This is a genomic window from Capnocytophaga sp. CM59 (assembly GCF_000293175.1).
In the GTDB taxonomy this organism is placed as follows: domain Bacteria; phylum Bacteroidota; class Bacteroidia; order Flavobacteriales; family Flavobacteriaceae; genus Capnocytophaga; species Capnocytophaga granulosa.
Window position 1 is genome coordinate 48,550 of the sequence record NZ_ALNN01000012.1, and the last position, 23,971, is coordinate 72,520.

Genomic DNA, 23,971 nt, shown 5'->3' on the forward strand with positions numbered 1-23,971 from the left:
CTAGTGACAAGTAACTAATCCATAGGTCATTAGTCACTAGCCACTTGTCATTAGTCATTAGTCACTTGTCATTAGTCATTAGTCATTAATTTATAGGCTTCCTCGCTCATCAGTTCGTCCCACTGCTCAGGGTGAGTGGGTTTTATCTGAAGAATCCAAGCCTCATAAGGTGCTTTATTGATTTGTTCAGGCTTACGGATAAGTTCCTTGTTAAAGGCTACAATCTCCCCAGAGATAGGCATATAGAGGTCTGATAGGGTTTTGACAGCCTCTATAGTACCAAAGATTTGGTCTTTTTCGAGGGTCTGTCCTTCAGTTTCTACCTCTACATATACAATATCACTGAGTTGCTGCTGTGCAAAATCAGTAATACCTGCATAATACACCTCTCCTTCTTTTCGCACCCATAAGTGCTCTGGCGTAAAACGATAATCTTCCATAATTATTAGTGATTAATTAAAAGTGAATAATGAATAGTGAATAGCGAATAATGAATAGTGAATAGCGAATAATAGGATCTCTCTTCATTTTTCACTCTTCACTTTTCACTTCATTTGTTGTTTATATATTTTTTCAGCATCGTATAGGATGCCACAATAATCATACAAAAGTAACTGGAGCGCGTAAGCCCGACAGACAGCATGGTCTTTAGCTCATAATGGGGCTGCTCCTTCTGATAATAATGATACCCCATATCGCTTATAGTGGCTAAAAAGATAAAACAGCCATAGAATAGAAAGTAAAAAGCATAAGTGTCTTTCTTTATCGCCCTAAAGAGCAGTAGCAGCAGGAAAAATATAGCCCCTAAGAACACAAAAGTAAATTGGTATTCTACAAATCGTACCATAGCTTCCTGCCTTTGGGTCATCGCCAAAGAGGAACAAAACATCATCAGCTCAAAAGCCAACAAAAATTGGAGGCTATAGGTGAGGTACTTTTTTAGGTAAGATCTATTGTTTTTCATAATTGTTTGTTCCAAAAATTATAGCTTATTACTCACATACCTCTTTAGTATAAAAAAAGACGAGACTATATAAACAGAGATGATACCCGCATCTAAGCCCCTGCTGAGAAACAGCTGGATAATCTCCTCCCTATAAGAAAGAAAATCATTCCAAATATGGTTTGTCTCCTCCTCCCCTGCTATTGTTAAGGATAGCTTCATATACTTATAGATGACAAAAATCACAACCGACAAAAGGTGAAAACAAGCATAGAACAAGGCGTAAAACCCATAACTATCTCTCTTTTTTTGCTCTAATAATAACAGCAAGACAAAGAATACAACACATGAAATCACATCTATGCTTTCACAGGGTATCTTTTCTCGAAAATTCTCTATGGTCAAAAGATAGAAAATAGGAATAGAGAAAATAAACTTGCTAATGACGACAAACAAGATACTATAAAGAAAGCATCTCACTACTCTATAGGCTATGTTTTTCATATTTATATAACAAAGTGTTTGTTACTTCACACGACGGCTTATTTTCTTTGCTATCTCTAATATAGGCAAATACACCACGCACATTAGTGGCAGAAAAAGGAACAACCATATATTATCCTGCCCTGCACAAGGAGGGTGATCGCCTATAAAGTCTCTTATAAAGCGCTCCATCCAATTACATAACACACAAAATAGGAAAGGTATCCCCACTACATCCCAAAAGGTATAGTTACGTTGGCGTAGGTAATACAGATGTACAACGATCACTATACAGATAAGAACAAGTCCTAACCCTATAGGCCCTATATCTAACAGAAATTGCTCAGTGGGAGTAAGCCGCTTATTAAAATACCAATAAAACCCTTGCTCCTTATCCTTACGAGTAGCCTGCCAAAGATAGGTATCTTCTCCCTTGTCTAAGCATTTCTTCATAGAGGTATGAATAAGCTGTAGCCCATTGGCACGCTTCATGGTTACTGTTATACGGGGATAATTGTTAGCCTCTTTAGGTTCAGGTATATGATAGTGTAAGGAAAAATCATTCAAAAACCCTCTGCCACTTCTGTCCAATGCTGCCTCATACTGGGTTTCTATACTATTCTCTCCCTTTTTAAGGTTTGCCTGAAAATACACCACATCGTTCAGCTCTCTGATAGGGACGGTATAGTGCTCGGCAAACTTGACACTATAATACACATGAGAAGAATCCATGCTACTCCCCTCTCTTAAAAGGAAAGAATAGGCCTTGGCTGGGTCTAAGGGCGTGGGAGTTACTTGCCCCCCATTGACCCTTATCCGTACCTTCTGTTGCGCACTATCGGAAGCCATAAAGAAGAATACCGCACGCCCAGCCTGCTCCGCCTGCACTTTATAGCGAGCCGAAAGCTCTGCATATTGGTTATAAGGATAGTCCTCCTCTTGCTTATCAAAAGGCTGTATCTGCAGTTCTTCCTCCTTTATCTGATAGCCCTCCTGCTCCTGAGGCATACTCAAAGCACTAAAATTACCATGCTCTAATAGCCGATAACAAAGCGGCATGGAAGTACAACTCACCAGCAACAGACACAATAGGAGTTTTAAGTTTAGAATTTTGAGTTTTGAGTTCCTCATTAGTGGTTAGTTAATAACGAAAAGTGAATAACAAATAGTAAGACACTTTTCTCTATTCATTATTCACTTTTCACTTTCTTATTTCCAGTCTTTCTTCTTTGAGGTCTTCCCAATACCTGAGTTAAAACTATTGGTTGGGTCAAGCTCTTTATAGAAATTCTTAAGAGAATCCTTGGCGTGGTATAGGTGCCCAACATTGTGTTCGGCTGGGTATTCTGCACCACGCTTGTCAAGTATCTTGAGCATCTCTTCCTCTATCTCCTCACAGTTATAGCCCTTCTTAATCACATAATCTTGGTGAAATACATGGCACATAAAGTGTCCGTAATAGAGCTTATGGAGGATTTTGTTGTCTATCTCTGGGGGAAGCTGTTCGAACCAGTCTTCTTCGTTGCGCTTAAGGGCAATGTCCAAGGCTACGATATCCTCTACTTCCTTCTCATGTACCGAGCGGTAACGAATCGCTGCTGAAGCCACTGCAAAGCGCAGGAGCATAGCCGCTTGGGCAAGTTTTGGATCACATTCGAAATAAGCCCCTTTGCTCTTGTCGGCAAAATATTCTTTGAGGTATTCGCGGGCTTCTTCTACTCCCTTGCCGCCCATCTTGAGAATGAGGTGATGCTCATATTGGTTGCGGTAATCCCACATGATTTGGGGTAGGTGTTGGGGCATGAGTTTGGAGGTACCTTGGAGGAACTTTTCGCTAAAGTGGTGAGGCATAAAAGGAATCTTCTTAGCCACACGATCAGCCCAAGCCTTCAAAGCAAAGAGCTTTGGTAGGTATTCTGTACCTACATGCTTGATATACCAGAAAGTATCCTTACCATACTTAGCCGCAATATCAAAGGCAGTACGATGGATATATTCGCCTGAGATAGGAATCTGCTCGAAGGAGCCGAGCATGTGTCGGCGTAGTTCAGTGAGTACTTTGGTGTCATTGGTACCTATGTAGAATACAGCTGTCTGTTTCTCTGCTGGAAAGGTATCCACACGTACGGCAAAGACGGCGAGGCGTCCTGCACTTCCTGAAGCCTCATATAAGCGGGCAGGGTCAGCATTGAAGCGGGCAGGGGTATCGGCATCTATCTGGCGTACATGGTTACAGTAGTCATGGTCATGTCCCTTTTTCTCAGTCCGTTGTATATCTTTCTTCTGGTACTTGCCTTCCTGTAGGTTGGTGAGTATCTCCTGTGGGGTAGTACCTAAGTCTATCCCTAAGTGATTGACTAGTTCCAACTTACCCTCGGCATTGCGCTGTGCATAGAGTGCCATCTCGGTATAGGCAGGGCCACGCTGTACGAGCGAACCGCCTGAGTTGTTACACACCCCTCCAATCACAGAGGCACCGATACAAGAGGAGCCAATCACTGAGTGTGGTTCACGTCCGTAAGGCTTGAGTTCTTCCTCCAAGTGGTTCAGGGTAGAACCAGGTAGGCAAACCGCCTGTGTTCCATCGAGGATTAGCTGGATATTGTCATTGCGCATGGTGTTGATAATCACCACATCGCGGTCGTAGTCATTCCCAAAGGGGTTGGAACCCCCTGTGATTCCTGTATTGGCAGCTTGGGAGATCACTATCACATCGGCCTCTGTGCAGGCCTCCAAGACCTGCCATTGCTCCCAAAGGGTAGCAGGGCGTACTACAGCCAAGGCATTCCCTGTCCCAAAGCGGTAACCTGTACGATAGCGTTCGGTCTGCCCTGGGTCAGTCATTACATATTTCGCACCTACTATCTGGCGCAGTTTTTCTAATAAATTTTGTGTATTCACGGGATCAGTTTTAAGTTTTGAGTTTTAAGTTTTGAGTTTTGAGTTTTTAGTTTTTAGTTTTAAGTTTTAAGTTTTGAGCCAATAAGCGTTTTTCACTCTTCACTTTTCACTTTTTCACTCCTTTTTTAAGCCACTCTTTATAAGTTTCCACATCCACATATTGTACAGGGGTAGAGAGCAGCTCGGTATCAGGGGAGAGTAGCACATAATAAGGCTGGGAGGCCGAAGAGAAATTCACCTCTTGGAAGGTCGCCCACTTATCCCCTATGGTCTTAATGTATTCTACACGGCCATTGCGGTGTTTGAAATCAAATTGTTTATCCTTGGGTAGCTCCTCTTTGTCATCTACATAGAGGGAGATAAGGACATATTGTTGCATGAGCTTTTTCACCTCAGGGTCTGTCCATACATGCTCTTCCATTTTGCGGCAATTCACACATGCCCAACCTGTAAAGTCCAGCATCACAGGCATATTATGTGCCTTGGCATAGGCCATACCCTCGTAATAGTCTTTGAAAACTACTTGCTCACTCTTTTGCTCCTTATGGAAAAACGCATAGGACTCTGGGGGCGGGAATCCGCTAAGTAGTCTTAGACTATTCTTACCGAAAAGTCCTAAGAGCAGATATACAGAAAAAGCAGCTGAAAGTACCCCTATAAGCAAGCGCCCTTTGGAATATTGCTTGAGTGGCTTGCGTGGCTCATCGTGTGGAAAGCGAATAAACCCGAACAGATATAGGGTAAGCAAGGCAAAAAGCAAGAGCCATAGCCCTACGAATACCTCACGCTTGAGCAGTCCCCAGTGTTGTACCAAATCGGCATTGGAAAGGAACTTAAGTGCAAAGGCCAGCTCCAAGAAGCCCAAAAATACCTTGGCTGTGGTCATCCACCCTCCTGACTTTGGCAAAGAGTTGAGCCAAGAAGGGAAAAGGGCAAAGAGTACAAAAGGCAAGGCCAATGAGAGTCCAAAACCTGCCATACCTAAGGTAAGCTGCATAGCTCCTCCCGAAGAGAGTGAACCTGCCAAGAGCGAACCCAAGATAGGCCCTGTACAGGAGAACGATACGATGGCCAAGGTCAACGCCATAAAGAAGATGCCTATGATTCCCCCCACATTGGAGGCATTGTCCATCTTATTTCCCCATGAGGCAGGTAAGGTGATTTCGTAAAAGCCAAAGAATGAAAAGGCAAAAATAACGAAAATCACAAAGAAACCCACATTGAGCCACACATTGGTAGAAATGGTATTGAGTATCTCAGGGTCTATATTGTCTAAGAAGTGGAAAGGTATGCTCAAAAGAACATAGATGAGCAATATAAAGAAGCCGTACAAGATCGCATTAAAGATACCTTTCTTACGCGTTTTGCTTTGCTTGGTAAAGAAAGACACCGTAAGCGGAATCATCGGGAATACACAAGGGGTAAGCAGCGCGATGAAGCCTCCCAAAAAGCCTAAAACAAAGACCATCCAGCTGGATTCTTGTTCTGGCTTGCCTATGAGTTCTTTGTTCTTAAGGGGGATCTCTAGGCTCTTGGCCATATCCTCACTGCGGGCATCTACCTGCTTTTGTTCCACTTGGGCTACAGAACCGTCAAGGGAGAAAACGAAATCTTCCTTGAGGTTGATACACACATCTATACATGCCTGGCAGAAGATATTTCCTTTGATATGTTTTACATTGGGATCAGTGAGTTTTACCTTTTGGGTGATCTTTATCTCTTTCTCAAAAAAGAGTTCATCTACCCCAAAGACATCATTGAAGGCCTTGTGTAGTCCTTCTTCCTCAGAAGCGCCTACCAGCTCTATCCCTTCTGTTGTATAGGTGATAACCATCGGAAGAGCACCTCCCTTAGGGTTGTTTTGCGAATAGACATGCCACTTAGGGGCTATTTTCCCCTTGAAGGTCAGCAGGTATTCCCCCTCGGAGAGCCTCTCTTGAGAGAATGTCCATACCACTGGATTCTCATCCTGCTGCCCTCCACCGAAGGACGGCTGAAAGTTGATTTGCGCACCAGCAAAAGCCACTGCCCATAGTGCTATAAAGAATGTAAGTATTTTTTTGTTCATATCTTGAGTTTATTCAAACGTTAAGTTGATCATCACCGCTCTGGTGTAGATACTTCTTAGGTTACCTGTCCAAGGGCTATTGGGATCATTATCATGTATGAGCTCGTTATTGATAGAGAACAGCCCGCGTATGGAGGGAGTAAAGCGAAAATGGGGCGTATAGAGGTCTATCCCAAAACCGAGTTCGTAAAAGAATATAGTGGGGTTTACCCTGAACTTCCCTTCTACATTGTCCTCTCTGGATTTGTTATTGGCACTCAGGTTCAGCGTCATAGAAGCCCCTGCTGTTACATAAGGCTTGAAGTTATCCCAACGCTTAGAACCATACTTGAGCAGCACAGGGATATAGATATAAGTGGAGGCTACCTCCCTATAGCGCGAACGCTCTTGTACAAACCCTGGAAAGTCCAGCTGACGTTTGTTATAGATCAGCCCTGGTTCAAAACGCGCACTAAGGTGATCCACCAAGCGCAAATCTCCCGTCAGCCCTACATTGAACCCGTAAGATTTTTGGGTCTGTATGTCTGTTTTACTCGCGTCATTGTAGTCAAACTTCTCATAGTCCATACGGAAATCCATGGTGTTCAGCCCAAAATAGTAGCCCCATTGGAATTTCTGATAATCAAAATCTTCCAAGTGTATAATCGGCTGGGCTGCCATCAGAGAAGGTAATAATAATATAAATAGTAGTATTCTCTTCATAATCTCTTACTTATCAGCTACATATATGGTAGCTACTCCTAAGAATTGCGGATAGAACTTAACTCGTGAGAAGCCTATTTCGCTCTCTAATATATTGGCCAACTGCTTCCCAAAAGGAAACTTTGCCGCTGATTCCGACAAGTAGGCATAAGCATTCTGGTTCTTGGCCAGTAGCTTGCCCATTAGGGGTACGACAAACTTGGTATAGAACTTATACCCCTGCTTATAGGGAAAGCGGGTAGGTACCGAGGTTTCCAGAATGACCAATCTGCCCCCTGGGCGCAACACACGCCTAAGCTCGGAAAGTCCCTTTTGCAGATTCTCAAAATTGCGCACTCCAAAGGATACTGTTACCGCATCAAAACTGCCATCGGCAAAGGGTAGATGCTCGCTATCGGCCAGCTGCATGGTGATACGCTCCGATAGTCCCAGTGCCTTGACCTTCTGCTCCCCTACCGAGAGCATACCTTGGGATATATCCACTCCTATGATATGTGCGTTTGCGATCTTGGAGAGTTCTATAGCCAAATCGCCCGTTCCTGTAGCCACATCAAGAATTGTGCCAGCCTTCACCTCTGCCACTTTTTCTCTGACACGCCTGCGCCAAGTGATGTCCATCCGCAGGGTCATCACACGATTCAGCCCATCGTAGGAGGGAGAGATGGTGTCAAACATCTCTTGTACTTGTTCTTTCTTCCCCTTATTCGAATGCTTATCAGGGGTTACTATCTCTGCTTGCATGCGTTCTATTTGAGGTGCAAAGATACAAATAAATAATGACAAGTGACTAATGACTAGTGACAAATATCATTCAAAAATGATTCGTCACTTATCATTAGTCACTTGTCACTAGTCGTTAGTCACTTGTCACTCGTCACTATTGATAGATATTTCCGAAGCGGAGGCCTACAAAAGCGTTGAGTTCTTTAGAAGAGCCTATGAGGTTACCAAAGACACTGCGAGAACCAAAGATTAGTGGGCCTACATGAAGTGCTACCCCTGTATTGAAACCTGATACTTCGTTATAGCTAATAGGCAAGAATGCTCCGAATACACCACCACCCCAGTGTGTCTCATAGCGTGGGGTAAGTACAAAGTCATTAGAATAACGCGCATTATACTCGTTCTTTGACACCATATTGAGTTGGCTAGAAAGGTTAACATAGAAGCCATCTACAAAACGGTAATCTACATTGATATTCAGGGTAGTAGGCAAAGAAGAGGAGAATGTTTTACCTCCAAGTTTTTCAGGTCGTGGAACTGCATCCAAAGACTTTTGAACATCGTTAAGGTTGATATCTTGATTTACGATGTCATAACGATAGGACTTGTTGTTAGTTGTATAGCTAAGCTTTCCTAAATCAAGCAAAGCAACTCCTACTTTAAAGCGGTAAGGAATATGTCCGTCACAGTTAGGGCAGCCATCTTCACTATATTCGTAGATTACCCCTAAGTCAGCTGCTACGGTGGAAGCAGAAGTAGCAAAGATGTCAGGTGAGCCAAGCACATCCAAGCCGCCACTTCTCACTTCAGCCTTAGCATTGTTTACGTGAAGTATAGGATCGCCTTTGGCATCTTTACCCAATGAAAAGCTATTTGCATTCGCCCCCTTGAAGCCCATATAGAAGCTACCTGTACCTTGTACGAGTTTCACTCCTGCGCCCAAGCGGATAATGTTGTAACCATCGTTCATGAGAGTATAGCTCCATACTGCCCCTATTTCTCTAAAGGCATTGGCCAATACATTCATATCGGAAACACCTCTTAATTGCTTATAACTTCCCAAGTTACTGGAAAGATCCATATTCTTAGCATCCATGACTGCCTGTAGTACATTGGCATCAATACCAGTGGTGCCAGCCATAACACGCAGGCGAGATACAAGCCCTACCGCATTCCTTTTATTGACACGCACAATAAAGGATGGTCCTAACACATCCACTTTCACCCCTGCATCAATTGCTTTTGAGTTGGCAAGGTTATCCGTAAATTTCTTGAAAGAGTTTTCCAAGTCAAAAGAAAAGCCCATCTCATTGTTGCCTAAGTTGGCATCTACAGCCAAGAGGTTCACGTCCCAAGGGCGCGCCCATAGCGCATGCGCTGGGTTAGAAATAGTGGAGAGTGCTCCCCCATAGGTACTCGTTCTAAGCCCTGCAAAGGACTGTTGCGCTATACCCTCATAGGCTATCAAGCCCAACAAAGATAGAAGAATTTTTTTCATAACAATTTATCCATTTTTTTCAAGGGACAAAAGTACAAAAATAATATTTAATTATCTATAATTAGTCATTATTTAACTTTTAATAATTTTTAATAAGTACCAATCAGTCATCAGACTATAAGTGATTAATTCAAACAATTAACAATTAACCATTGATAATTAACAATTAAAATTTTTACTTTTGCGACAAAAAAATTATCCTATGAATTTTTTATCCATTGCACAAAACCGCTATACCACTAAGATGTATAACGGGAAGCGTATCCCTGAAGATACTCTTAACCAGCTCAAGGAAATCCTCCGCCTATCACCCTCCTCTATCAACAGCCAACCTTGGCAGTTTGTTTTCGTGGGTGATGAGCGTAAGAATGAGGTTTTTGCGCCTCTTTCCTTGATAAATCAGGAGCGTGTGAAACTCGCCAGCCATATTGTTATCTTTAGAGTGTTAGATAGTGTTGCCCGTTTCGAACAAGAAGCACCCTCTTATATCTCAGAAGGCGGCTTTGCTTTCTATAAGCAGTATATCAAAAGCCAAGGCGATGCTCATGTGGAGGCTTGGATGGGACACCAAGTATATGTGGCCTTGGGCTACTTCCTCGCCGCTTGTGCCACTATAGGAATCGACTCTACTCCTATGGAGGGGATCCTTCCTGCCGAGTACGACAAGCACCTCCCTAAGGACGGCTATCGCACCCTCTTTGCTGTGGCTATTGGCTACCGCGACCCCGATGACGCTAACCAACCCGACCGCACTGCTAAAAAGAGAAAAACAGATGTAGTGAAAAGTGAAGAATGAAAAGTGAAGAGTGAATAGAGTTTTTCTCTATTCACTTTTCACTATTCACTTATTTTTTGTATTTTTGCCCCCTCTCTTATACATCATACAACTATGCTGAATGTTAGTGGCTTATCCATTTCTTTCCAAGGGGAAACACTCTTTTCCGACGTGGCTTTTATGCTCGTCGGCGGCGATCGCGTGGGGATTATTGGCAAAAATGGCGCTGGAAAATCCACTTTGCTCAAGATGCTCTCCGGGGAATTACCTCCCGATACGGGCACTATTGCCCTAGAGCGAAACGCAAAGATTGGTTACCTAAAACAAGATATCGACTTTGTTGCAGGCCGTACAGTGCTTGAGGAGGCTTATCAGGCCTTCACTACGCTTATGCGCCTTGAAGAGGAATTGGATAGTATCCACCATGAGATAGCAACTCGCACCGATTACGAAAGTGAGAGCTACAATGACCTACTTATCCGCTTGCACGATGTGACCCATGAGTACGAAATCCATGGAGGCTATGCTTATAAAGGTGACACCGAGCGCATCCTCTCTGGACTGGGCTTTACGCGCGAGGACTTTTCTCGCCTGACTGATAGCTTCTCAGGGGGCTGGCGTATGCGTATAGAGCTGGCCAAGCTCCTCTTGGAAAAGAATGACATTCTTCTTTTGGACGAGCCGACCAACCACCTCGATATTGAATCTATCATCTGGTTCGAGGGCTTCCTCAAGTCCTTCCCTGGCGCCGTGGTGATTATCTCGCATGACAAAATGTTCTTGGACAATGTCACCAACCGTACCATTGAGATTGTCGCCGGTCGTATCTACGACTATCCCAAGCCGTATTCGGCTTTCTTGGAGCTACGTAAGGAAATGATTACCCAGCAGCTCGCCGCTCAAAAGAATCAGGAGAAGATGATCCAGCAAACGGAGAAACTCATCGATAAGTTTCGTGCCAAGGCTTCCAAAGCCTCTATGGCACAGTCTTTGATAAAGAAATTAGACCGTATTGAGCGCATTGAGGTCGATGAGCAGGAAACAGCGGTTATGTCCGTTCGCTTCCCCCTCTCTCAACAACCTGGCAAAGTGGTTTTGGAGATTGACCATGTCAGCAAGAGTTATGATGACAAGCTGATACTCAAGGACGTAAGTCTACTGGTAGAACGTGGCTCCAAGATAGCTTTCGTCGGACAAAACGGACAGGGGAAAACAACCTTGGCCAAGATGATTATAGGAGAGATTCCCTATGAGGGTTCTATCCGCTTGGGGCACAATGTAGAAATAGGCTACTTCGCTCAAAACCAAGCCCATTACTTGGACGGCGAACTCACCCTCTTGGATACCATGCTCAATGCAGCCAATGACTCCAACCGTATCAAAGTACGTGATATACTCGGTGCTTTCCTCTTCCGTGGCGATGAGGTAGAAAAGAAAGTAAAAGTACTCTCAGGGGGCGAACGCAATCGCTTGGCTTTGGCCAAAATGCTCCTCTCCTCCTTTAATGTACTGGTGATGGACGAGCCTACCAACCACCTGGACATTGCCTCCAAGAACGTCCTCAAGCAGGCACTCCAGCGCTTCGAAGGAACACTCATCATCGTATCCCACGACCGTGACTTCCTCACTGGCCTTACTGACAAGGTCTATGAGTTCAAGAACCATACCATCAAGGAGTATCTCGGCGATATTGATTTCTATTTGGAACAAAGAGCCGTCTCCTCCTTCCGAGAGATAGAAAAAGGTGAAGAGGTCAAAAAAGAGGTAGTAGTAGAAAAGGAAAAGACCCTTTCCTACGAAGAACAAAAAGAGCGTAAAAAGCTCACCAATCAGCTCAGCAAAGTAGAGCGACAAATTGCTGACCTTGAAAACGAGATCGCCCAGATGGACAAACAAATACAAGCCAACCCCTCCCCCGCCCTTATGGAGCAGTACGGCCAGAAAAAAAAACAGCTAGATGCCCTTATGGAGGAATGGGAGAAAATTTCATTAATGATTAGTGATTAATGCCAATAATGATTAATCCAACCATAATCATTGCCCTGACTCGTCCAACACATCTAACCCATCTAATAACCTCAAAATTATTATGAAAAAAGAATTCTATCATCGTACCGCTTTGCTGCTGCTCATATCAGTATTGTTTTTTGCCTGCAACAAGGGCAATAACAAATCAGAGCTCTGTCCTGATGGATATGCTTGTTGCAATGGTCCTACCTTCTTCCTCTTCTACATAGATAAGGAAAAAGTGGGGGCTGATTTCTTCGAGCAAGTACAAATCCAGAAGACAAGCGAAGGAAAAACAGAAGTATTTAAAAAGGATTACATCCAGTACTATAGCTATCCTGAGAAAAAGTATGATTTACTCTCCTTTATTATCTTTACCAGTAATAAAACAGAAGGAGAGGCCGAGGATATTTACACCTTACAGACACCCTCCAAGCAATATACCATTACTATAAAAGGAAAATATGTAGATCCCCCCTGCTGCTGTGCAACCTCTCTTGTGGAAGAGGTCTTGCTCAATGGAAAGAAATGGGAATACAAACAATATGCTGAATTAGGAGAAGGAAAATACCTTGTCATTGACAATTAATCATTAACCATTAATCATTAACAATTGAATTTCATCGTTTCCGCCCGCAAATACCGCCCACAGACCTTCCGTGATGTTGTGGGACAAAAGGCTATCACCGATACCCTGGAGAATGCCATTGCCAATGACCACCTCGCACAGGCCTTACTCTTTACTGGCCCTCGTGGGGTAGGTAAGACCACTTGCGCCCGTATTCTAGCCAAGAAAATCAATGAGAAAACTACCCCTACCGAAGGGGATAATGACTTTGCCTTCAATATCTTTGAGCTGGACGCGGCTTCTAACAACAGTGTGGAGGGCATCCGCTCCCTCATCGAGCAAGTGCGTATCCCTCCCCAAGTAGGTAAGTATAAGGTATATATCATTGACGAGGTGCACATGCTCTCCAATGCGGCCTTCAACGCCTTCCTCAAGACGCTGGAGGAACCACCCGCTCATGCCATTTTTATCTTGGCCACCACCGAGAAACATAAGGTGATTCCTACCATTCTTTCTCGCTGTCAGATCTTTGACTTTAAGCGCATCACCATTAGTGATGCCCGCGAGTACCTCAAGTATATCGCTGGCGAACAAGGCCTCAAGGCTGAGGACGAAGCCCTACAAATCATCGCCCAAAAAGCCGACGGCGCCATGCGCGACGCCCTCTCTATCTTTGACCGCGTGGTGAGCTTCTGCGGAGATACCATTACCCGACAAGCCGTATCCGAGATTCTCAACGTCTTGGACTACGATACTTATTTCAAAATTACCGACCTGATTGTCGCCAACAATATCCCACAACTCTTAGTGGAGTTCAACAGCATTCTTGCACATGGCTTTGACGGACAACACTTTATATCTGGCCTAGCAGGACACTTCCGCGACCTGATGGTTTGTAAGAACAACAAGACCATCGCCCTTATGGAAGTGGGTGAGGAAACCCAAAAGAAGTACGCCGAGCAAACGGCCAAGTGCGATTTTCCTTTCTTGGTACGCGCCTTGGAGATTGCCTCCGACTGCGACCTTAAGTATAAGACAAGTCGCACCCCGCGCCTCTTGGTTGAGCTCGCCCTTATGCAATTAGCCTCATTGACCTTTGAAGGGGATAAAAAAAAAATGATGGATATATAATCCCTGCCTCTGTTTTCCACAAGGACACCCCTAAGGAAAACAAGACAGAAGCCACTCAACCTCAACAAGTTAGCACTACCACAGTCACACCCACCCCTGTAACCACTCCGCCTGCCCATAGTGTTTCGGCCACTTCCCTTAAGAGTATCCAGCTCAAGCGCGAAGCTGCCAAGGTGCGCGATGACCACAACCTATCCTCCCAAGACCTCCCTGCCGAGAACTACACCAAGGAGGATTTCGATCGTGTATGGCAGAACATGCTCACCATCTTGGACAAGCGGGGCGAACACCTACTCATTAGCTATTTAGGCAAGACCACTCCTGCTATTGATAAGGACATCATTCACATAGAAGTCAGCAGCAACATAGCCGATATAGACATCCGCTCTCACCAGCAGCGCCTGCTCACCTATATTCACAAGCAGCTCAAGAACCACCATATCACCATGGAGATCACCCTCAACCGAGCCGCCGCTGTCGCTGCCACTCCCTACACCCTCGAAGAGAAGTACAACGCCCTCAAGGAGCAAAACCCTTTCCTCGAGACCTTCGTCCAAGAATTAGGACTACAATTCTAAAGAGCGAATAACGAATAGTGAAGAGTGAAAAGCATTCTTCACTATTCCTCCGTTGGCGAGAGCTTGCAGCTCGTGCCCCTACAACTACTGACTACTTATCAACAATTCTCTGTTGAAAAAATAACTCTTTTGTTTATAAGCCTTTAGCACCTTGTCTCTTTTTTCTCTTGGAAAACCTTATCAAATACCCTAACTTTGCACATAATTTTTCACTATGACACAAACCGATATTGACCAAATCCACTCCCTCGTCCATGAGGGCAACAAGCTCGCCGCAGTAAAGCTCCTGAAGGACACCACTCATATAGGTCTCAAAGAAGCCAAGGACATCATTGATGACTTTTTCTTAGGCAAGCTAACCGACCTTGAAGCCGCTGTCGCTCAGGCCAAAACCCGCTATAGCGACACTTATGAGAGCATCAGTGCCTCCTCTGACCCCGACGGCTCCAATGTACATTTCTTTTACCAAAAAGGCAATCACAGGGAAGAGGTTACCCCAGGTCACCCTATGTGGGAGCGCGTCAGAAACCAATATACCTGCGTTTGGGAAAATGCCCCCGAAGAGGTCAAAAAGGTACGTGAGGCTTTCCGTAAGGCCGTCTTGGAGATGGAAGCCAAAGCAGGTTACACCCCTAAGAAAAACGCACAAACCACCAACAGAAAAGAACAAGCCACCAGCGATAAGAAAGATACGCTGTTTATCAAAAAAAGTCCCCTTGACTTTCTCAAATGGTATTTCTATCTCTTTATCGCTGCTGCTATAGTCTATATGATATATTTATTTATCAATCACTAATCATTGATCATTGGTCACTAGTCATTGGTCATTAATCATTAAAAAACATGGGAATATTTGACAAAAGGGAAAATTACAAACCCTTTGAGTATCCAGAAGTAATGAAATTCGTGGATATGATGCACCAAACATTCTGGGTGCACTCCGAAGTAGAATTTACCGCTGACATACAGGACTTTAAGTCCAACCTCAGTTTGGTAGAAAAAGAAGCCGTCAAGCGCGCCCTCTTGGGGATTGCTCAAGTGGAAGTTGCAGTAAAAACTTTTTGGGGAGACCTCTATGACATCTTCCCCAAACCTGAGTTCAACGGCTTAGGCGCTACCTTTGCCGAATGTGAGTTCCGCCACTCCGAGGCTTATTCACGCCTTTTGGAGGTTTTAGGCTACAACAATGAGTTCGAAACACTCTTGGAAGTGCCTATCTTCAAGGAAAGAAATGCAATTCTCAAGGAATATCTGGCCAAAAATAGGGAAAACGCCATGGAGCGTATCCTTTTCTTTACCTTAATTATAGAGAACGCTTCTCTATTTAGCCAGTTTGCTACCATTCTCTCCTTCACTCGTTTCAAAGGGTATATGAAGAATGTGGCCAATATCATCGCTTGGACGTCTATTGACGAGCAGGTACATGCCAATGCGGGTATCTACATCCTCAAAACCATATTCGAGGAAAATCCTGACTTCCGTGCCAAAGCCAAGGAAGAAGCTACCCAGTTTATTCGCGACTATATCCTATTGGAAGACAAGATGTTGGACTGGATTTTTGAAGAAGGCGAACTCTCTTTCTTCACCAAGAAAGATTTGGCCAACTATATGCGTTACCGCCTTGATGATGCCTTGACCCAATTGGATCTCGGCAAGCCTTTCGGTATCACCGCTCAGGAGGCCGCCCCTATGTTGTGGTTTGAGGAAGAAGTATTCGTCAACGAACTCGATGACTTCTTCGCCAAGCGACCCACCGCTTACACCAAGCACGACAAGAGCATCACCGCTAACGACCTATTCTAAAAAATAAAAAGCGAATAGTGAAAAATGAAGAGTGAATAATCACTTTTCATTTTTCACTATTCTCTAATCACTTAATATATGAATTACAGTAAAGAAATCACCCAAGAAATTCAGCTCATTGACACCGATTATTTCACCCTTGGCGAATACATCTATATGGCTATGGGCTTAGTCGGCAACCATCGTGTATGTATAGCCGTTGCCTACAAGATAGACTATTGTATCAAGAAAGCACTCCAGTTTGTCGAGGCTGACCCTTTTGTAACCTTCACTCATATTAATAAGGTAAAGGTAGGTGAAACCACCGCCGAGCGCCGTTTCCTTTGGAAAAATGAATAACGAAAAGTGAATAGTGAAAAACTCCACCCTAACCAACACTTTTCACTTTTCACTCTTCATTTTTCACTTAATTTTTTCTCCGAAAAAATTTTGCCCTTTCCAAAAAAAGTATTACTTTTGCACCCAATTATTGTTTAATTAAAAAGCAAACGAATATGTATGCAATTGTAGAGATGGCAGGGCAACAATTCAAAGTTAGCAAAGACCAGAAAGTATTTGTTCACCGCTTAGACGACGCTGAAGGAAGCGAAGTAATCTTCGACAAAGTTCTTCTTTTAGACCAAAATGGTGCAATTACCATCGGCGCCCCAACCATAGACGGAGCTTCTGTGCAAGCCAAAGTATTACGCCACGTAAAGGGTGACAAAGTAATCGTTTTCAAAAAGAAAAGACGCAAAGGGTACAAAGTAAAAAATGGACACCGTCAATTCTTTACTGAAATCCAGATTAGCGAAATCCTTGCCACTGGCGGAAAGAAAGCGCCTGCTAAAGAAAGCAAACCTAAAAAATCTAAAGACGACCTCACTAAAGTAGAAGGCATTGGCCCTAAAGCTGCTGAAGCACTCTCTAAAGCAGGAGTAAATACTTTTGAGAAATTGTCTAAGAAATCCGTAGAAGAGATTCGCACCATCCTAGTAGAAGCTAGCAAAACCTTAGCTCACCTTGACCCACAGACTTGGGCGCAACAAGCTAAGCTCGCTGCTGAAGGAAAATGGGACGAACTCAAAAAATGGCAAGACGAACTCAACGGAGGTATCGTAAAATAATTGTATAACCGCTTGACGATCAAGCATTAATAATTCAGATAACATGGCTCACAAGAAAGGTGTCGGTAGTTCTAAGAACGGTAGAGAATCTCACTCTAAACGACTTGGCGTAAAGATCTATGGAGGTCAGCTCGCTGTAGCTGGTAACATCATCGTTCGCCAAAGAGGTACAGTACATGCCGCTGGAGAAAATGTATATATGGGAAAAGACCATACACTCCATGCTGCTGTAAGCGGAATCGTTAGATTCCAAAAGAAAAAGAACAACAAATCCTTTGTTTCTATTGAACCACTCGCAGAAGCATAAGGAATATATGTAGGGGGCAAATTGCCTTTGCCCTTGAAAGAAAGCAATAAGTTTAAACCTTATTGCTTTTTTTTTCGCTTAAAAAAACGTATATTTGTGCTCCAAATCAAAAAAAATGAGACGAATAACACTTTTACTCGCCTTGTGCTTGTCTTTTGTTGCGCTCGCCCAAAAGCAAACCATCGCAACCGATAAGGCTACCTACGACGGAGCCTTATGGACTAAGCGCCTGTACTACCTACAATGGATACAAGGCACCGACACTTACACTTATTTCAAGGACGGCAACCTAGCGATCTTTGACACCAAAGGCGCCCAAGTGGGGGCGATTAACCTACAAAAACTATCCGATACGTATAAGATTGAGGGCTTCCCCAACATCACTTATATTGACGGCAATCAGGTAGTAGTGGAAACCTCCAATCACTTCTACATCTATGACTATCTGATCGAGCGACCTATCTTCTCTATCACTATTCCTGAAAAAGCAGAAAATAGGGTCTATAACCACCAGCAGAAAGCCGTCGCCTATACCATGGACAATAACTTGTTCTTGGCTACCGAGAGCGACCCTCGCTTCCCTATCGCTGTTTCCAAAGACGAAAATATCATCTCTGGCCAATTTATCCACCGCAATGAGTTCGGTATTCAGGGGGGAATCTTCTGGTCTCCCAAGGGCAATTACATCGCTTTCTATGTCAAGGACGTGAGCCAAGTGCAGGACTATCCCTTGGTAGATATCAACACTACTCCCGCTACACTGAAGAATATCAAATACCCTATGGCGGGATCCAAAAACGAAATCGCTAAAATCGGGGTTTTTGACCTAAGACTCAAAACCACCTTTTACCTCAAGGTAGATAACCAAGACGCCCACTACTTGACCAATTTGGCTTGGACGCCCGACGAAAAACAAATCCTCTTAGCCGAAGTAAAGCGTAGCCAAGACCACTACGACCTCAATACTTATAGCCGAGAAACAGGAGAAAAGATACAAACCCTTTGGAAGGAAAGCAACCCCAAGTGGGTAGAACCAGAAACCCCTGCCCTTTTTATCCCTAACCGCAACAATGAGTTTGTTTGGCTAAGCGAAAAAGATGGCTTTATGAACCTTTATGTGGGCAATACTAGCTCCACTAAGTTCCGCCAACTCACTGCCTTCAAGTGGGTCGTACAGGAGGTTTTAGGCTTTGACGAAAATGGAGAAAATGTCTTTATCCAAGGAACAGGCGAAGACCCTCGTGACCGACATATCTATAGTGTCAATATCCGAAAAGGTACCGTGAGAAGCCTTACCCCTAAGGCTGGCTCGCACTCTGCACTCCTTAGCAGCAATGGCCGTTACCTCTTAGACATCCACAGTGCTCTAAAAACCCCTTACAATGTCTCCATGGTAGAGGTAGCCTCAGGGGCTTCCAAAACTTTCTACCAAGCACCTAACCCCTTGGAAAATTACGATGTAGGTACCGTAGAGTTTGTGACTCTCAAGGCCGACAACGGCACTCCGCTCTATGGAAAAATCGTAAAACCACGCGACTTTGACCCCAAAAAGAAATACCCTGTATTGGTGTATGTGTATGGAGGCCCTCATGACCAATTGGTAATCAACCAATGGAATGGTGCTACCTACCCTTGGATGCTCGCCATGGCTCAGAATGAGCAGTACCTTATCTTTACGCTAGACAACCGTGGCTCCGAGAATCGCGGCTTCGCCTTCGAAAGTGTGATACACCGCGACTTAGCCAAATATGCCATGAAAGACCAAATGAAGGGTGTAGAATACCTCAAGTCTCTCCCTTACGTAGATAGCAAGCGTATGGTAGTCTATGGCTGGAGCTTCGGAGGCTTCCTCGCCTCTTCCCTTATGTACCGCCACCCTGGCACCTTCACTACCGCAATAGCAGGAGGCGCAGTGATTGACTGGAAATTCTATGAGGTTATGTATGGCGAACGCTATATGGATACCCCTGAGGAAAACCCTGAAGGCTACAAGGATAACCTTGTCACCAACTATATTAAGAACCTAAAAGGCAATATCCTCTATATCCATGGCTATATAGACCCAATTGTGGTACCTCAGCACATGCTCACCATTTCACAAGCGGCTATTAACGAAGGCAAAGTGATTCACTCCTTCCTATACCCTAATCAGGAACATAACGTCCTTGGCAATGAATCTATCCACTTGACCAAAATCATCGTAGATTTCATTCTCAAAAACAATGTAGAGCAACCTGAGAACACAGAAGAGCAACCCACTCAAGAAAACGCTGACACTACAGCTGGTGCAAGTCTGTAGCCCTTATTAGAGATGCTCTTTATTGCATCTTACAATACTCATGCTGGCGCGAGCTTGCAGCTCATGCCTACCCATAGAGTTTATAGCTCATACATCGCCTCATGCTGGCGCGAGCTTGCAGCTCGTGCCCACATTCATAGAGCTTGTAGCTCTTACATCACAAAACTTTGAAAATCAATTTTCTTCATAATTTAACACGAATAAGGGGTGCCTCCATAGGAGCACCCCTTATTTAATGAAAAGTGAAGAGTGAACAGCGTTTTTCACTCTTCGCTTTTCACTTTTCACTTAAATGCTTGTTTAAGATCATGTTGCAAGTCCTCTATATCCTCCAAGCCTACTGAAAGTCGGATAAGGTCTGGGGTTACCCCTGTGAGTACTTGTGCCTCTTCGCTAAGCTGTTGATGGGTTGTACTAGCAGGGTGAATGATAAGCGATTTAGTATCACCCAAGTTAGCCAACAGAGAGAATATTTTTACATTATCAACCGTCTTTTTGGCCGCCTCAAAGCCTCCTTTGAGACCAAAGGTAACCAGACCACTCTGTCCTCCTTGTAGGTATTTGTCTGCCAAAGTCTTATAGGGGCTATCTTCTAACCCTGGGTAATTCACCCAAGCCACTTCAGGCTGCGCTTTAAGCCACTTGGCAAGAGCCAACGCATTCTCGCTGTGTTTCTTCACACGGATAGGAAGGGTTTCAAGGCTTTGCAAAATCTGGAAAGCATTGAATGGACTCAGAGCGGTTCCCAAATCGCGCAAGCCCTCTATACGTAGCTTTGCCACAAAAGCCAGGTTACCCAAGGCCTCGTGTAGCACCAACCCATGATACCCCGCAGAAGGCTCGGTAAATTCAGGGAACTTACCACTACTCCAGTCAAAGTTTCCTCCGTCTATAATCGCTCCTGCAAGGCTGGTACCATTACCTCCTATATATTTGGTAAGCGAATGTACCACTATATTAGCCCCATGTTTGATAGGATTCAGCAGCACAGGGGTAGCCACTGTATTATCTACAATCAAAGGAATTTTGTGCTTATGAGCCACTTTGGCAATCGCCTCTATATCTAGCACATCCAACTTAGGATTACCCAATGTCTCTATAAAAATAGCACGGGTGTTTTCTTTCACAGCCTTGTCAAAGTTGGCTACCTCCTTAGGATCTACAAAGGTTGTGGTAATCCCAAGGCGTGGCAAGGTTACATTGAGCAAGTTATAAGTACCTCCATAGAGGCTGTTGGACGATACGATATGATCCCCCGTACGCAAGAGCGTAAGGAAAGTTGTCGTAAGTGCAGCCGCTCCTGAGGAGGTTACCACAGCTCCTACCCCTCCCTCTATAGCCGCTAAGCGTTGTTCCAATACATCATTGGTAGGGTTGTTTAGTCTCGTATAGATGTATCCAGGAACCGAAAGATTAAACCTTCCTGCTGCATCATCCGCATTCTTAAATACATAAGATGTTGTCTGATAGATAGGCACTGCCTGAGCGCCTTGGTTGGCTTGCGCATCATAGCCCGCATGTAGCGCATTGGTTGATTGTTTGAAAGTCGTCATACTTTTATATTTTGTTCTATTACAATGATTAAATTCTGTTTCTAAATACGGTTGTATTTTTTTATTCGAAATTAAAGCGCAAAGTTAGAAAATATTTTTGATACTACCAAAATAAAAAAGAATTTTTTTATAACAAACAAATTTGCCAATATGCTAATTGACAAATCAGCACATTGGCAAATTAAAAATCAGCTAATTAGCCTATTAAAACTGGTAACCTACTCCAGCTAATATACTGATAGTAGCCGCCGGCATAATTCCTCCCCAAGCACTGTGGCGGGTAGTGAAGTACTTGCGGTTGAGTAGGTTTAGCGCATTGAGGTTCACATTCCATTGCTTGATACTATAGTTAGCTGTAGCATTGAGCAAGAAGAACTTAGGAATAAGCCCTACATTACCATTGGCAGAACCTACTGCTGTATTTTTGGTGTCAGAGAACTGAGAGCTTACAAAGTTTCCATATCCGTTGAGGGTAAGGGTACCCCCTCCAAGTTCCAACTGATATTTAGCCCCTGCGGTAGCTGTATAGCGAGGGGCATAAGGTATGCGGTTACCCTTGTACATACCATATTCTATGGTTGCTTTCTGGATAGCACCACTTCCATAGAGTTTCAACCCTTCTATAGGATAGATGGCACCACTGACTTCTATTCCTTGGTGTAGTGCTTTACCTCCGTTGTTAAGCAAGCCTCCTTCACGGAATATTTTGTGATCAAAATCCAAAATATAAGCTGCTAATTCCACTTCCAACCAATCGGTAGGAGTACTACGCAAGCCCAATTCATAGTTGTTGGAGGTTTCTGCATCCAAATCACCATTGGTTTCAAAGGCAATACGGATTTGTGGCATCTTATATCCCTTAGAATAGGTCAAATAAGCACGATAATCTTCGGAGAACTTATAGAATAACCCCAAAGAGTAGATAAAGGCATCTTCATTGGTGTTATCCCACTGATTGCGGAAGTAATCCTCTTTGTCGTAATTGACAAAGGTATAGCGTACTGCTGGATTGATATTGAACTTATCGGTGATATGGAACTCATCAAACACATAACCTTCAGCAACTACTACCGTATTGGCGGAGTTAGCGGTTGTTTTTCCTTCCTTCACACCCATTTTATCACCTGCCACAGATATATCATGGGTAATATCGGTATGTAGGCGTATCCCTGCCAAGAGCTTGTTCTCCTTACCAAAGAGTGTATTGGTACGTTCATAGTCGGAGAAGAGTCCCAAAGAAGGAATATCTCGCAAAGCTGACGTAAATTTGCGCTTAGCAGGGTCCGCATTGCGGTTGTCAAGCCACCAATCACGCTTGAGATAACTTCCATAGAGGGAGGTAGTAAGCGAATTCTGCTCATCAAAAAGACGTTTGTAAGAGATAGCCGTACTAAAGCGTCTCGCCTCAAAGAAATCATGCGGATTCACCGATTGTTCTGGGTCAGCATCCCATTGTGCTTGGCTAAGCCCTCCTGGAGTATCTGAGTATTCGGTAAAGCCATTAACGAAGAAGCGCCATTCGTTCTTCTCCCCTATCTTAGTGGTAACATTGCCTGTAAAGTCATTCACAGCGTAGTAGCTACGTGATTTCCTAAAGCCATCACCCTGACGACGATGAAAACCAGCATAGTAATTCATAGCACCTTCATTGGTATTACCTACGGTTTCTATCCCTATATTTAGTGCATTATGGTTACCATATTGTAAGTTAAGATTTGTATGAGGCTGAGCAGCTCCCTTTTTAGTGATGATATTCACCACACCGCCTATACTACCACTTCCATAGAGCGCAGGAGAGGCTCCTTTAATCACTTCTACACTTTCAATGGCTCCTACAGGCATCATATAATACCCTCCCATATCGGAATAGCTCTGGCCGATAGGAATTTTCCCATCAATGACAACCAAAGTATTGCTATTACGAGCAGGGTCTATCCCTCTGAGTCCTATTCCTGGACGCAAGCCTCGTCCATCTTCATCTATATAATTGACCCCTGGCATAAAGCGTACGGCATCTCCTACAGCAGGAATTGCCAATTCTTTGATCTGTGCAGCTGAAACTACATTTACCGTACCAGCAAAATCCTTGATTTGTCGCTTAATTCCAGTGGAGGTTACTGTCACTTCAGAGAGTTCCTCTTGGGAGACCTTCATTTGTACATTGAGCAAAGTACGCCCTTGTACCCCTACCTCTTGAGTGTGATAGCCTAAGGATCTGAATATAAGGACATCATTCTCATCTACACGGATAGTGTAGTAGCCGTCCTTATCAGTGGCAACCCCGCGTTGGGAACCTTTTACAAGAACATTCACCCCAAGTAGTGGTGCGCCATGGGCATCTACTACGCGCCCTTCTACTTGGATTTCTCTCTCCTGTTCCATAGTACTATTGGAAGCTGCAAAGTCAGCAGCATTCACCTGAGGAACTGTAAGTGCTATCATCGCTGTCAGTAGCCACTTACCCATCATTTGTGTTTTCTTTTTCATAAAGAACACTTTTATATAACTAAAAACGGCGCAAAAGTA

General features: G+C 44.0%; 22 protein-coding genes. 11 read left to right on the plus strand and 11 right to left on the minus strand.

Annotation, left to right across the window (positions count from 1 at the left end; all coding sequences use genetic code 11):
• Window positions 1-71 precede the first annotated feature (71 nt).
• The 9 genes from HMPREF1154_RS03310 to HMPREF1154_RS03350 form a co-directional block, all read right to left on the minus strand.
• Window positions 72-440 (minus strand): glycine cleavage system protein H, encoded by a 369-nt coding sequence (locus HMPREF1154_RS03310; RefSeq protein ID WP_009641165.1) that lies wholly within the window; start codon window positions 438-440, stop codon window positions 72-74.
• A gap of 110 nt (window positions 441-550) precedes the next feature.
• Entirely contained in the window at window positions 551-964 is a 414-nt protein-coding gene (locus tag HMPREF1154_RS03315; RefSeq protein WP_034566833.1) for a hypothetical protein, read from the minus strand.
• 18 nt (window positions 965-982) lie between these two features.
• Window positions 983-1,447, minus strand: a complete 465-nt coding sequence (locus HMPREF1154_RS03320; protein ID WP_009641100.1) for a hypothetical protein — start codon at window positions 1,445-1,447, stop codon at window positions 983-985.
• Between the two features lie 21 nt (window positions 1,448-1,468).
• Window positions 1,469-2,557: a hypothetical protein gene (locus HMPREF1154_RS03325; protein ID WP_232211961.1), complete on the minus strand. Its 1,089-nt coding sequence runs from the start codon at window positions 2,555-2,557 to the stop codon at window positions 1,469-1,471.
• Window positions 2,558-2,635: 78 nt separating this feature from the next.
• Window positions 2,636-4,327, minus strand: a complete 1,692-nt coding sequence (dld, locus tag HMPREF1154_RS03330; protein WP_009641158.1) for a D-lactate dehydrogenase — start codon at window positions 4,325-4,327, stop codon at window positions 2,636-2,638.
• 106 nt (window positions 4,328-4,433) lie between these two features.
• Complete coding sequence (locus HMPREF1154_RS03335; RefSeq protein ID WP_009641159.1) at window positions 4,434-6,395, minus strand: protein-disulfide reductase DsbD family protein; 1,962 nt, start codon at window positions 6,393-6,395, stop codon at window positions 4,434-4,436.
• A 9-nt stretch (window positions 6,396-6,404) separates the two neighbouring features.
• On the minus strand, window positions 6,405-7,097 hold the full coding sequence (locus HMPREF1154_RS03340) for a type IX secretion/gliding motility protein PorT/SprT (protein ID WP_034566836.1): 693 nt from the start codon (window positions 7,095-7,097) through the stop codon (window positions 6,405-6,407).
• Between the two features lie 6 nt (window positions 7,098-7,103).
• Window positions 7,104-7,838 carry a bifunctional demethylmenaquinone methyltransferase/2-methoxy-6-polyprenyl-1,4-benzoquinol methylase UbiE gene (ubiE, locus tag HMPREF1154_RS03345; protein ID WP_009641147.1) on the minus strand — a complete coding sequence of 245 codons (735 nt, stop codon included), beginning with the start codon at window positions 7,836-7,838 and terminating at the stop codon, window positions 7,104-7,106.
• Window positions 7,839-7,974: 136 nt separating this feature from the next.
• Window positions 7,975-9,318, minus strand: a complete 1,344-nt coding sequence (locus tag HMPREF1154_RS03350; RefSeq protein ID WP_009641129.1) for a DUF5723 family protein — start codon at window positions 9,316-9,318, stop codon at window positions 7,975-7,977.
• Window positions 9,319-9,520: 202 nt separating this feature from the next.
• On the opposite strand from HMPREF1154_RS03350, the gene HMPREF1154_RS03355 reads away from it, so the two are divergent.
• The 11 genes from HMPREF1154_RS03355 (at window position 9,521) to HMPREF1154_RS03405 (ending at window position 19,892) form a co-directional block, all read left to right on the plus strand.
• Window positions 9,521-10,114, plus strand: coding sequence for a nitroreductase family protein (locus HMPREF1154_RS03355; protein ID WP_009641122.1), 594 nt, complete (start codon window positions 9,521-9,523; stop codon window positions 10,112-10,114).
• Between the two features lie 93 nt (window positions 10,115-10,207).
• Window positions 10,208-12,100: an ABC-F family ATP-binding cassette domain-containing protein gene (locus HMPREF1154_RS03360; protein ID WP_009641152.1), complete on the plus strand. Its 1,893-nt coding sequence runs from the start codon at window positions 10,208-10,210 to the stop codon at window positions 12,098-12,100.
• A gap of 82 nt (window positions 12,101-12,182) precedes the next feature.
• A complete protein-coding gene (locus HMPREF1154_RS03365; RefSeq protein WP_009641114.1) occupies window positions 12,183-12,689 on the plus strand; it encodes a hypothetical protein in 507 nt (168 codons plus the stop codon).
• 24 nt (window positions 12,690-12,713) lie between these two features.
• Window positions 12,714-13,799 carry a DNA polymerase III subunit gamma/tau gene (gene dnaX, locus HMPREF1154_RS03370; RefSeq protein WP_009641133.1) on the plus strand — a complete coding sequence of 362 codons (1,086 nt, stop codon included), beginning with the start codon at window positions 12,714-12,716 and terminating at the stop codon, window positions 13,797-13,799.
• Window positions 13,800-13,972: 173 nt separating this feature from the next.
• Complete coding sequence (locus tag HMPREF1154_RS03375; protein WP_009641131.1) at window positions 13,973-14,377, plus strand: hypothetical protein; 405 nt, start codon at window positions 13,973-13,975, stop codon at window positions 14,375-14,377.
• A 214-nt stretch (window positions 14,378-14,591) separates the two neighbouring features.
• On the plus strand, window positions 14,592-15,173 hold the full coding sequence (locus HMPREF1154_RS03380; RefSeq protein ID WP_009641101.1) for a 50S ribosomal protein L7/L14: 582 nt from the start codon (window positions 14,592-14,594) through the stop codon (window positions 15,171-15,173).
• Window positions 15,174-15,220: 47 nt separating this feature from the next.
• Window positions 15,221-16,180 (plus strand): ribonucleotide-diphosphate reductase subunit beta, encoded by a 960-nt coding sequence (locus HMPREF1154_RS03385; protein ID WP_009641106.1) that lies wholly within the window; start codon window positions 15,221-15,223, stop codon window positions 16,178-16,180.
• A gap of 78 nt (window positions 16,181-16,258) precedes the next feature.
• Window positions 16,259-16,519 (plus strand): hypothetical protein, encoded by a 261-nt coding sequence (locus HMPREF1154_RS03390; RefSeq protein ID WP_009641155.1) that lies wholly within the window; start codon window positions 16,259-16,261, stop codon window positions 16,517-16,519.
• 155 nt (window positions 16,520-16,674) lie between these two features.
• Window positions 16,675-17,286, plus strand: a complete 612-nt coding sequence (gene rplU / locus HMPREF1154_RS03395; RefSeq protein WP_009641097.1) for a 50S ribosomal protein L21 — start codon at window positions 16,675-16,677, stop codon at window positions 17,284-17,286.
• Window positions 17,287-17,329: 43 nt separating this feature from the next.
• A complete protein-coding gene (gene rpmA, locus HMPREF1154_RS03400; RefSeq protein WP_009641095.1) occupies window positions 17,330-17,593 on the plus strand; it encodes a 50S ribosomal protein L27 in 264 nt (87 codons plus the stop codon).
• Between the two features lie 115 nt (window positions 17,594-17,708).
• Window positions 17,709-19,892, plus strand: a complete 2,184-nt coding sequence (locus tag HMPREF1154_RS03405; RefSeq protein WP_034566839.1) for a S9 family peptidase — start codon at window positions 17,709-17,711, stop codon at window positions 19,890-19,892.
• 284 nt (window positions 19,893-20,176) lie between these two features.
• On the opposite strand, the gene HMPREF1154_RS03410 is transcribed toward HMPREF1154_RS03405, so the two are convergent.
• Together HMPREF1154_RS03410 and HMPREF1154_RS03415 are read right to left on the minus strand one after the other, a co-directional pair.
• Window positions 20,177-21,445: an O-acetylhomoserine aminocarboxypropyltransferase/cysteine synthase family protein gene (locus tag HMPREF1154_RS03410; RefSeq protein WP_009641107.1), complete on the minus strand. Its 1,269-nt coding sequence runs from the start codon at window positions 21,443-21,445 to the stop codon at window positions 20,177-20,179.
• Window positions 21,446-21,649: 204 nt separating this feature from the next.
• Window positions 21,650-23,932 carry a TonB-dependent receptor gene (locus HMPREF1154_RS03415; RefSeq protein ID WP_009641140.1) on the minus strand — a complete coding sequence of 761 codons (2,283 nt, stop codon included), beginning with the start codon at window positions 23,930-23,932 and terminating at the stop codon, window positions 21,650-21,652.
• Window positions 23,933-23,971 lie beyond the last annotated feature (39 nt).

Bases quoted from the DNA above. Each gene is read 5' to 3' on its own strand.
- HMPREF1154_RS03310 (WP_009641165.1), bottom strand. From the start codon at position 440: ATGGAAGATTATCGTTTTACGCCAGAGCACTTATGGGTGCGAAAAGAA.
- HMPREF1154_RS03315 (WP_034566833.1), bottom strand. From the start codon at position 964: ATGAAAAACAATAGATCTTACCTAAAAAAGTACCTCACCTATAGCCTC.
- HMPREF1154_RS03320 (WP_009641100.1), bottom strand. From the start codon at position 1,447: ATGAAAAACATAGCCTATAGAGTAGTGAGATGCTTTCTTTATAGTATC.
- HMPREF1154_RS03325 (WP_232211961.1), bottom strand. From the start codon at position 2,557: ATGAGGAACTCAAAACTCAAAATTCTAAACTTAAAACTCCTATTGTGT.
- HMPREF1154_RS03335 (WP_009641159.1), bottom strand. From the start codon at position 6,395: ATGAACAAAAAAATACTTACATTCTTTATAGCACTATGGGCAGTGGCT.
- HMPREF1154_RS03340 (WP_034566836.1), bottom strand. From the start codon at position 7,097: ATGAAGAGAATACTACTATTTATATTATTATTACCTTCTCTGATGGCA.
- ubiE (WP_009641147.1), bottom strand. From the start codon at position 7,838: ATGCAAGCAGAGATAGTAACCCCTGATAAGCATTCGAATAAGGGGAAG.
- HMPREF1154_RS03350 (WP_009641129.1), bottom strand. From the start codon at position 9,318: ATGAAAAAAATTCTTCTATCTTTGTTGGGCTTGATAGCCTATGAGGGT.
- HMPREF1154_RS03355 (WP_009641122.1), top strand. From the start codon at position 9,521: ATGAATTTTTTATCCATTGCACAAAACCGCTATACCACTAAGATGTAT.
- HMPREF1154_RS03360 (WP_009641152.1), top strand. From the start codon at position 10,208: ATGCTGAATGTTAGTGGCTTATCCATTTCTTTCCAAGGGGAAACACTC.
- HMPREF1154_RS03365 (WP_009641114.1), top strand. From the start codon at position 12,183: ATGAAAAAAGAATTCTATCATCGTACCGCTTTGCTGCTGCTCATATCA.
- HMPREF1154_RS03380 (WP_009641101.1), top strand. From the start codon at position 14,592: ATGACACAAACCGATATTGACCAAATCCACTCCCTCGTCCATGAGGGC.
- HMPREF1154_RS03385 (WP_009641106.1), top strand. From the start codon at position 15,221: ATGGGAATATTTGACAAAAGGGAAAATTACAAACCCTTTGAGTATCCA.
- HMPREF1154_RS03390 (WP_009641155.1), top strand. From the start codon at position 16,259: ATGAATTACAGTAAAGAAATCACCCAAGAAATTCAGCTCATTGACACC.
- rplU (WP_009641097.1), top strand. From the start codon at position 16,675: ATGTATGCAATTGTAGAGATGGCAGGGCAACAATTCAAAGTTAGCAAA.
- rpmA (WP_009641095.1), top strand. From the start codon at position 17,330: ATGGCTCACAAGAAAGGTGTCGGTAGTTCTAAGAACGGTAGAGAATCT.
- HMPREF1154_RS03405 (WP_034566839.1), top strand. From the start codon at position 17,709: ATGAGACGAATAACACTTTTACTCGCCTTGTGCTTGTCTTTTGTTGCG.
- HMPREF1154_RS03410 (WP_009641107.1), bottom strand. From the start codon at position 21,445: ATGACGACTTTCAAACAATCAACCAATGCGCTACATGCGGGCTATGAT.
- HMPREF1154_RS03415 (WP_009641140.1), bottom strand. From the start codon at position 23,932: ATGAAAAAGAAAACACAAATGATGGGTAAGTGGCTACTGACAGCGATG.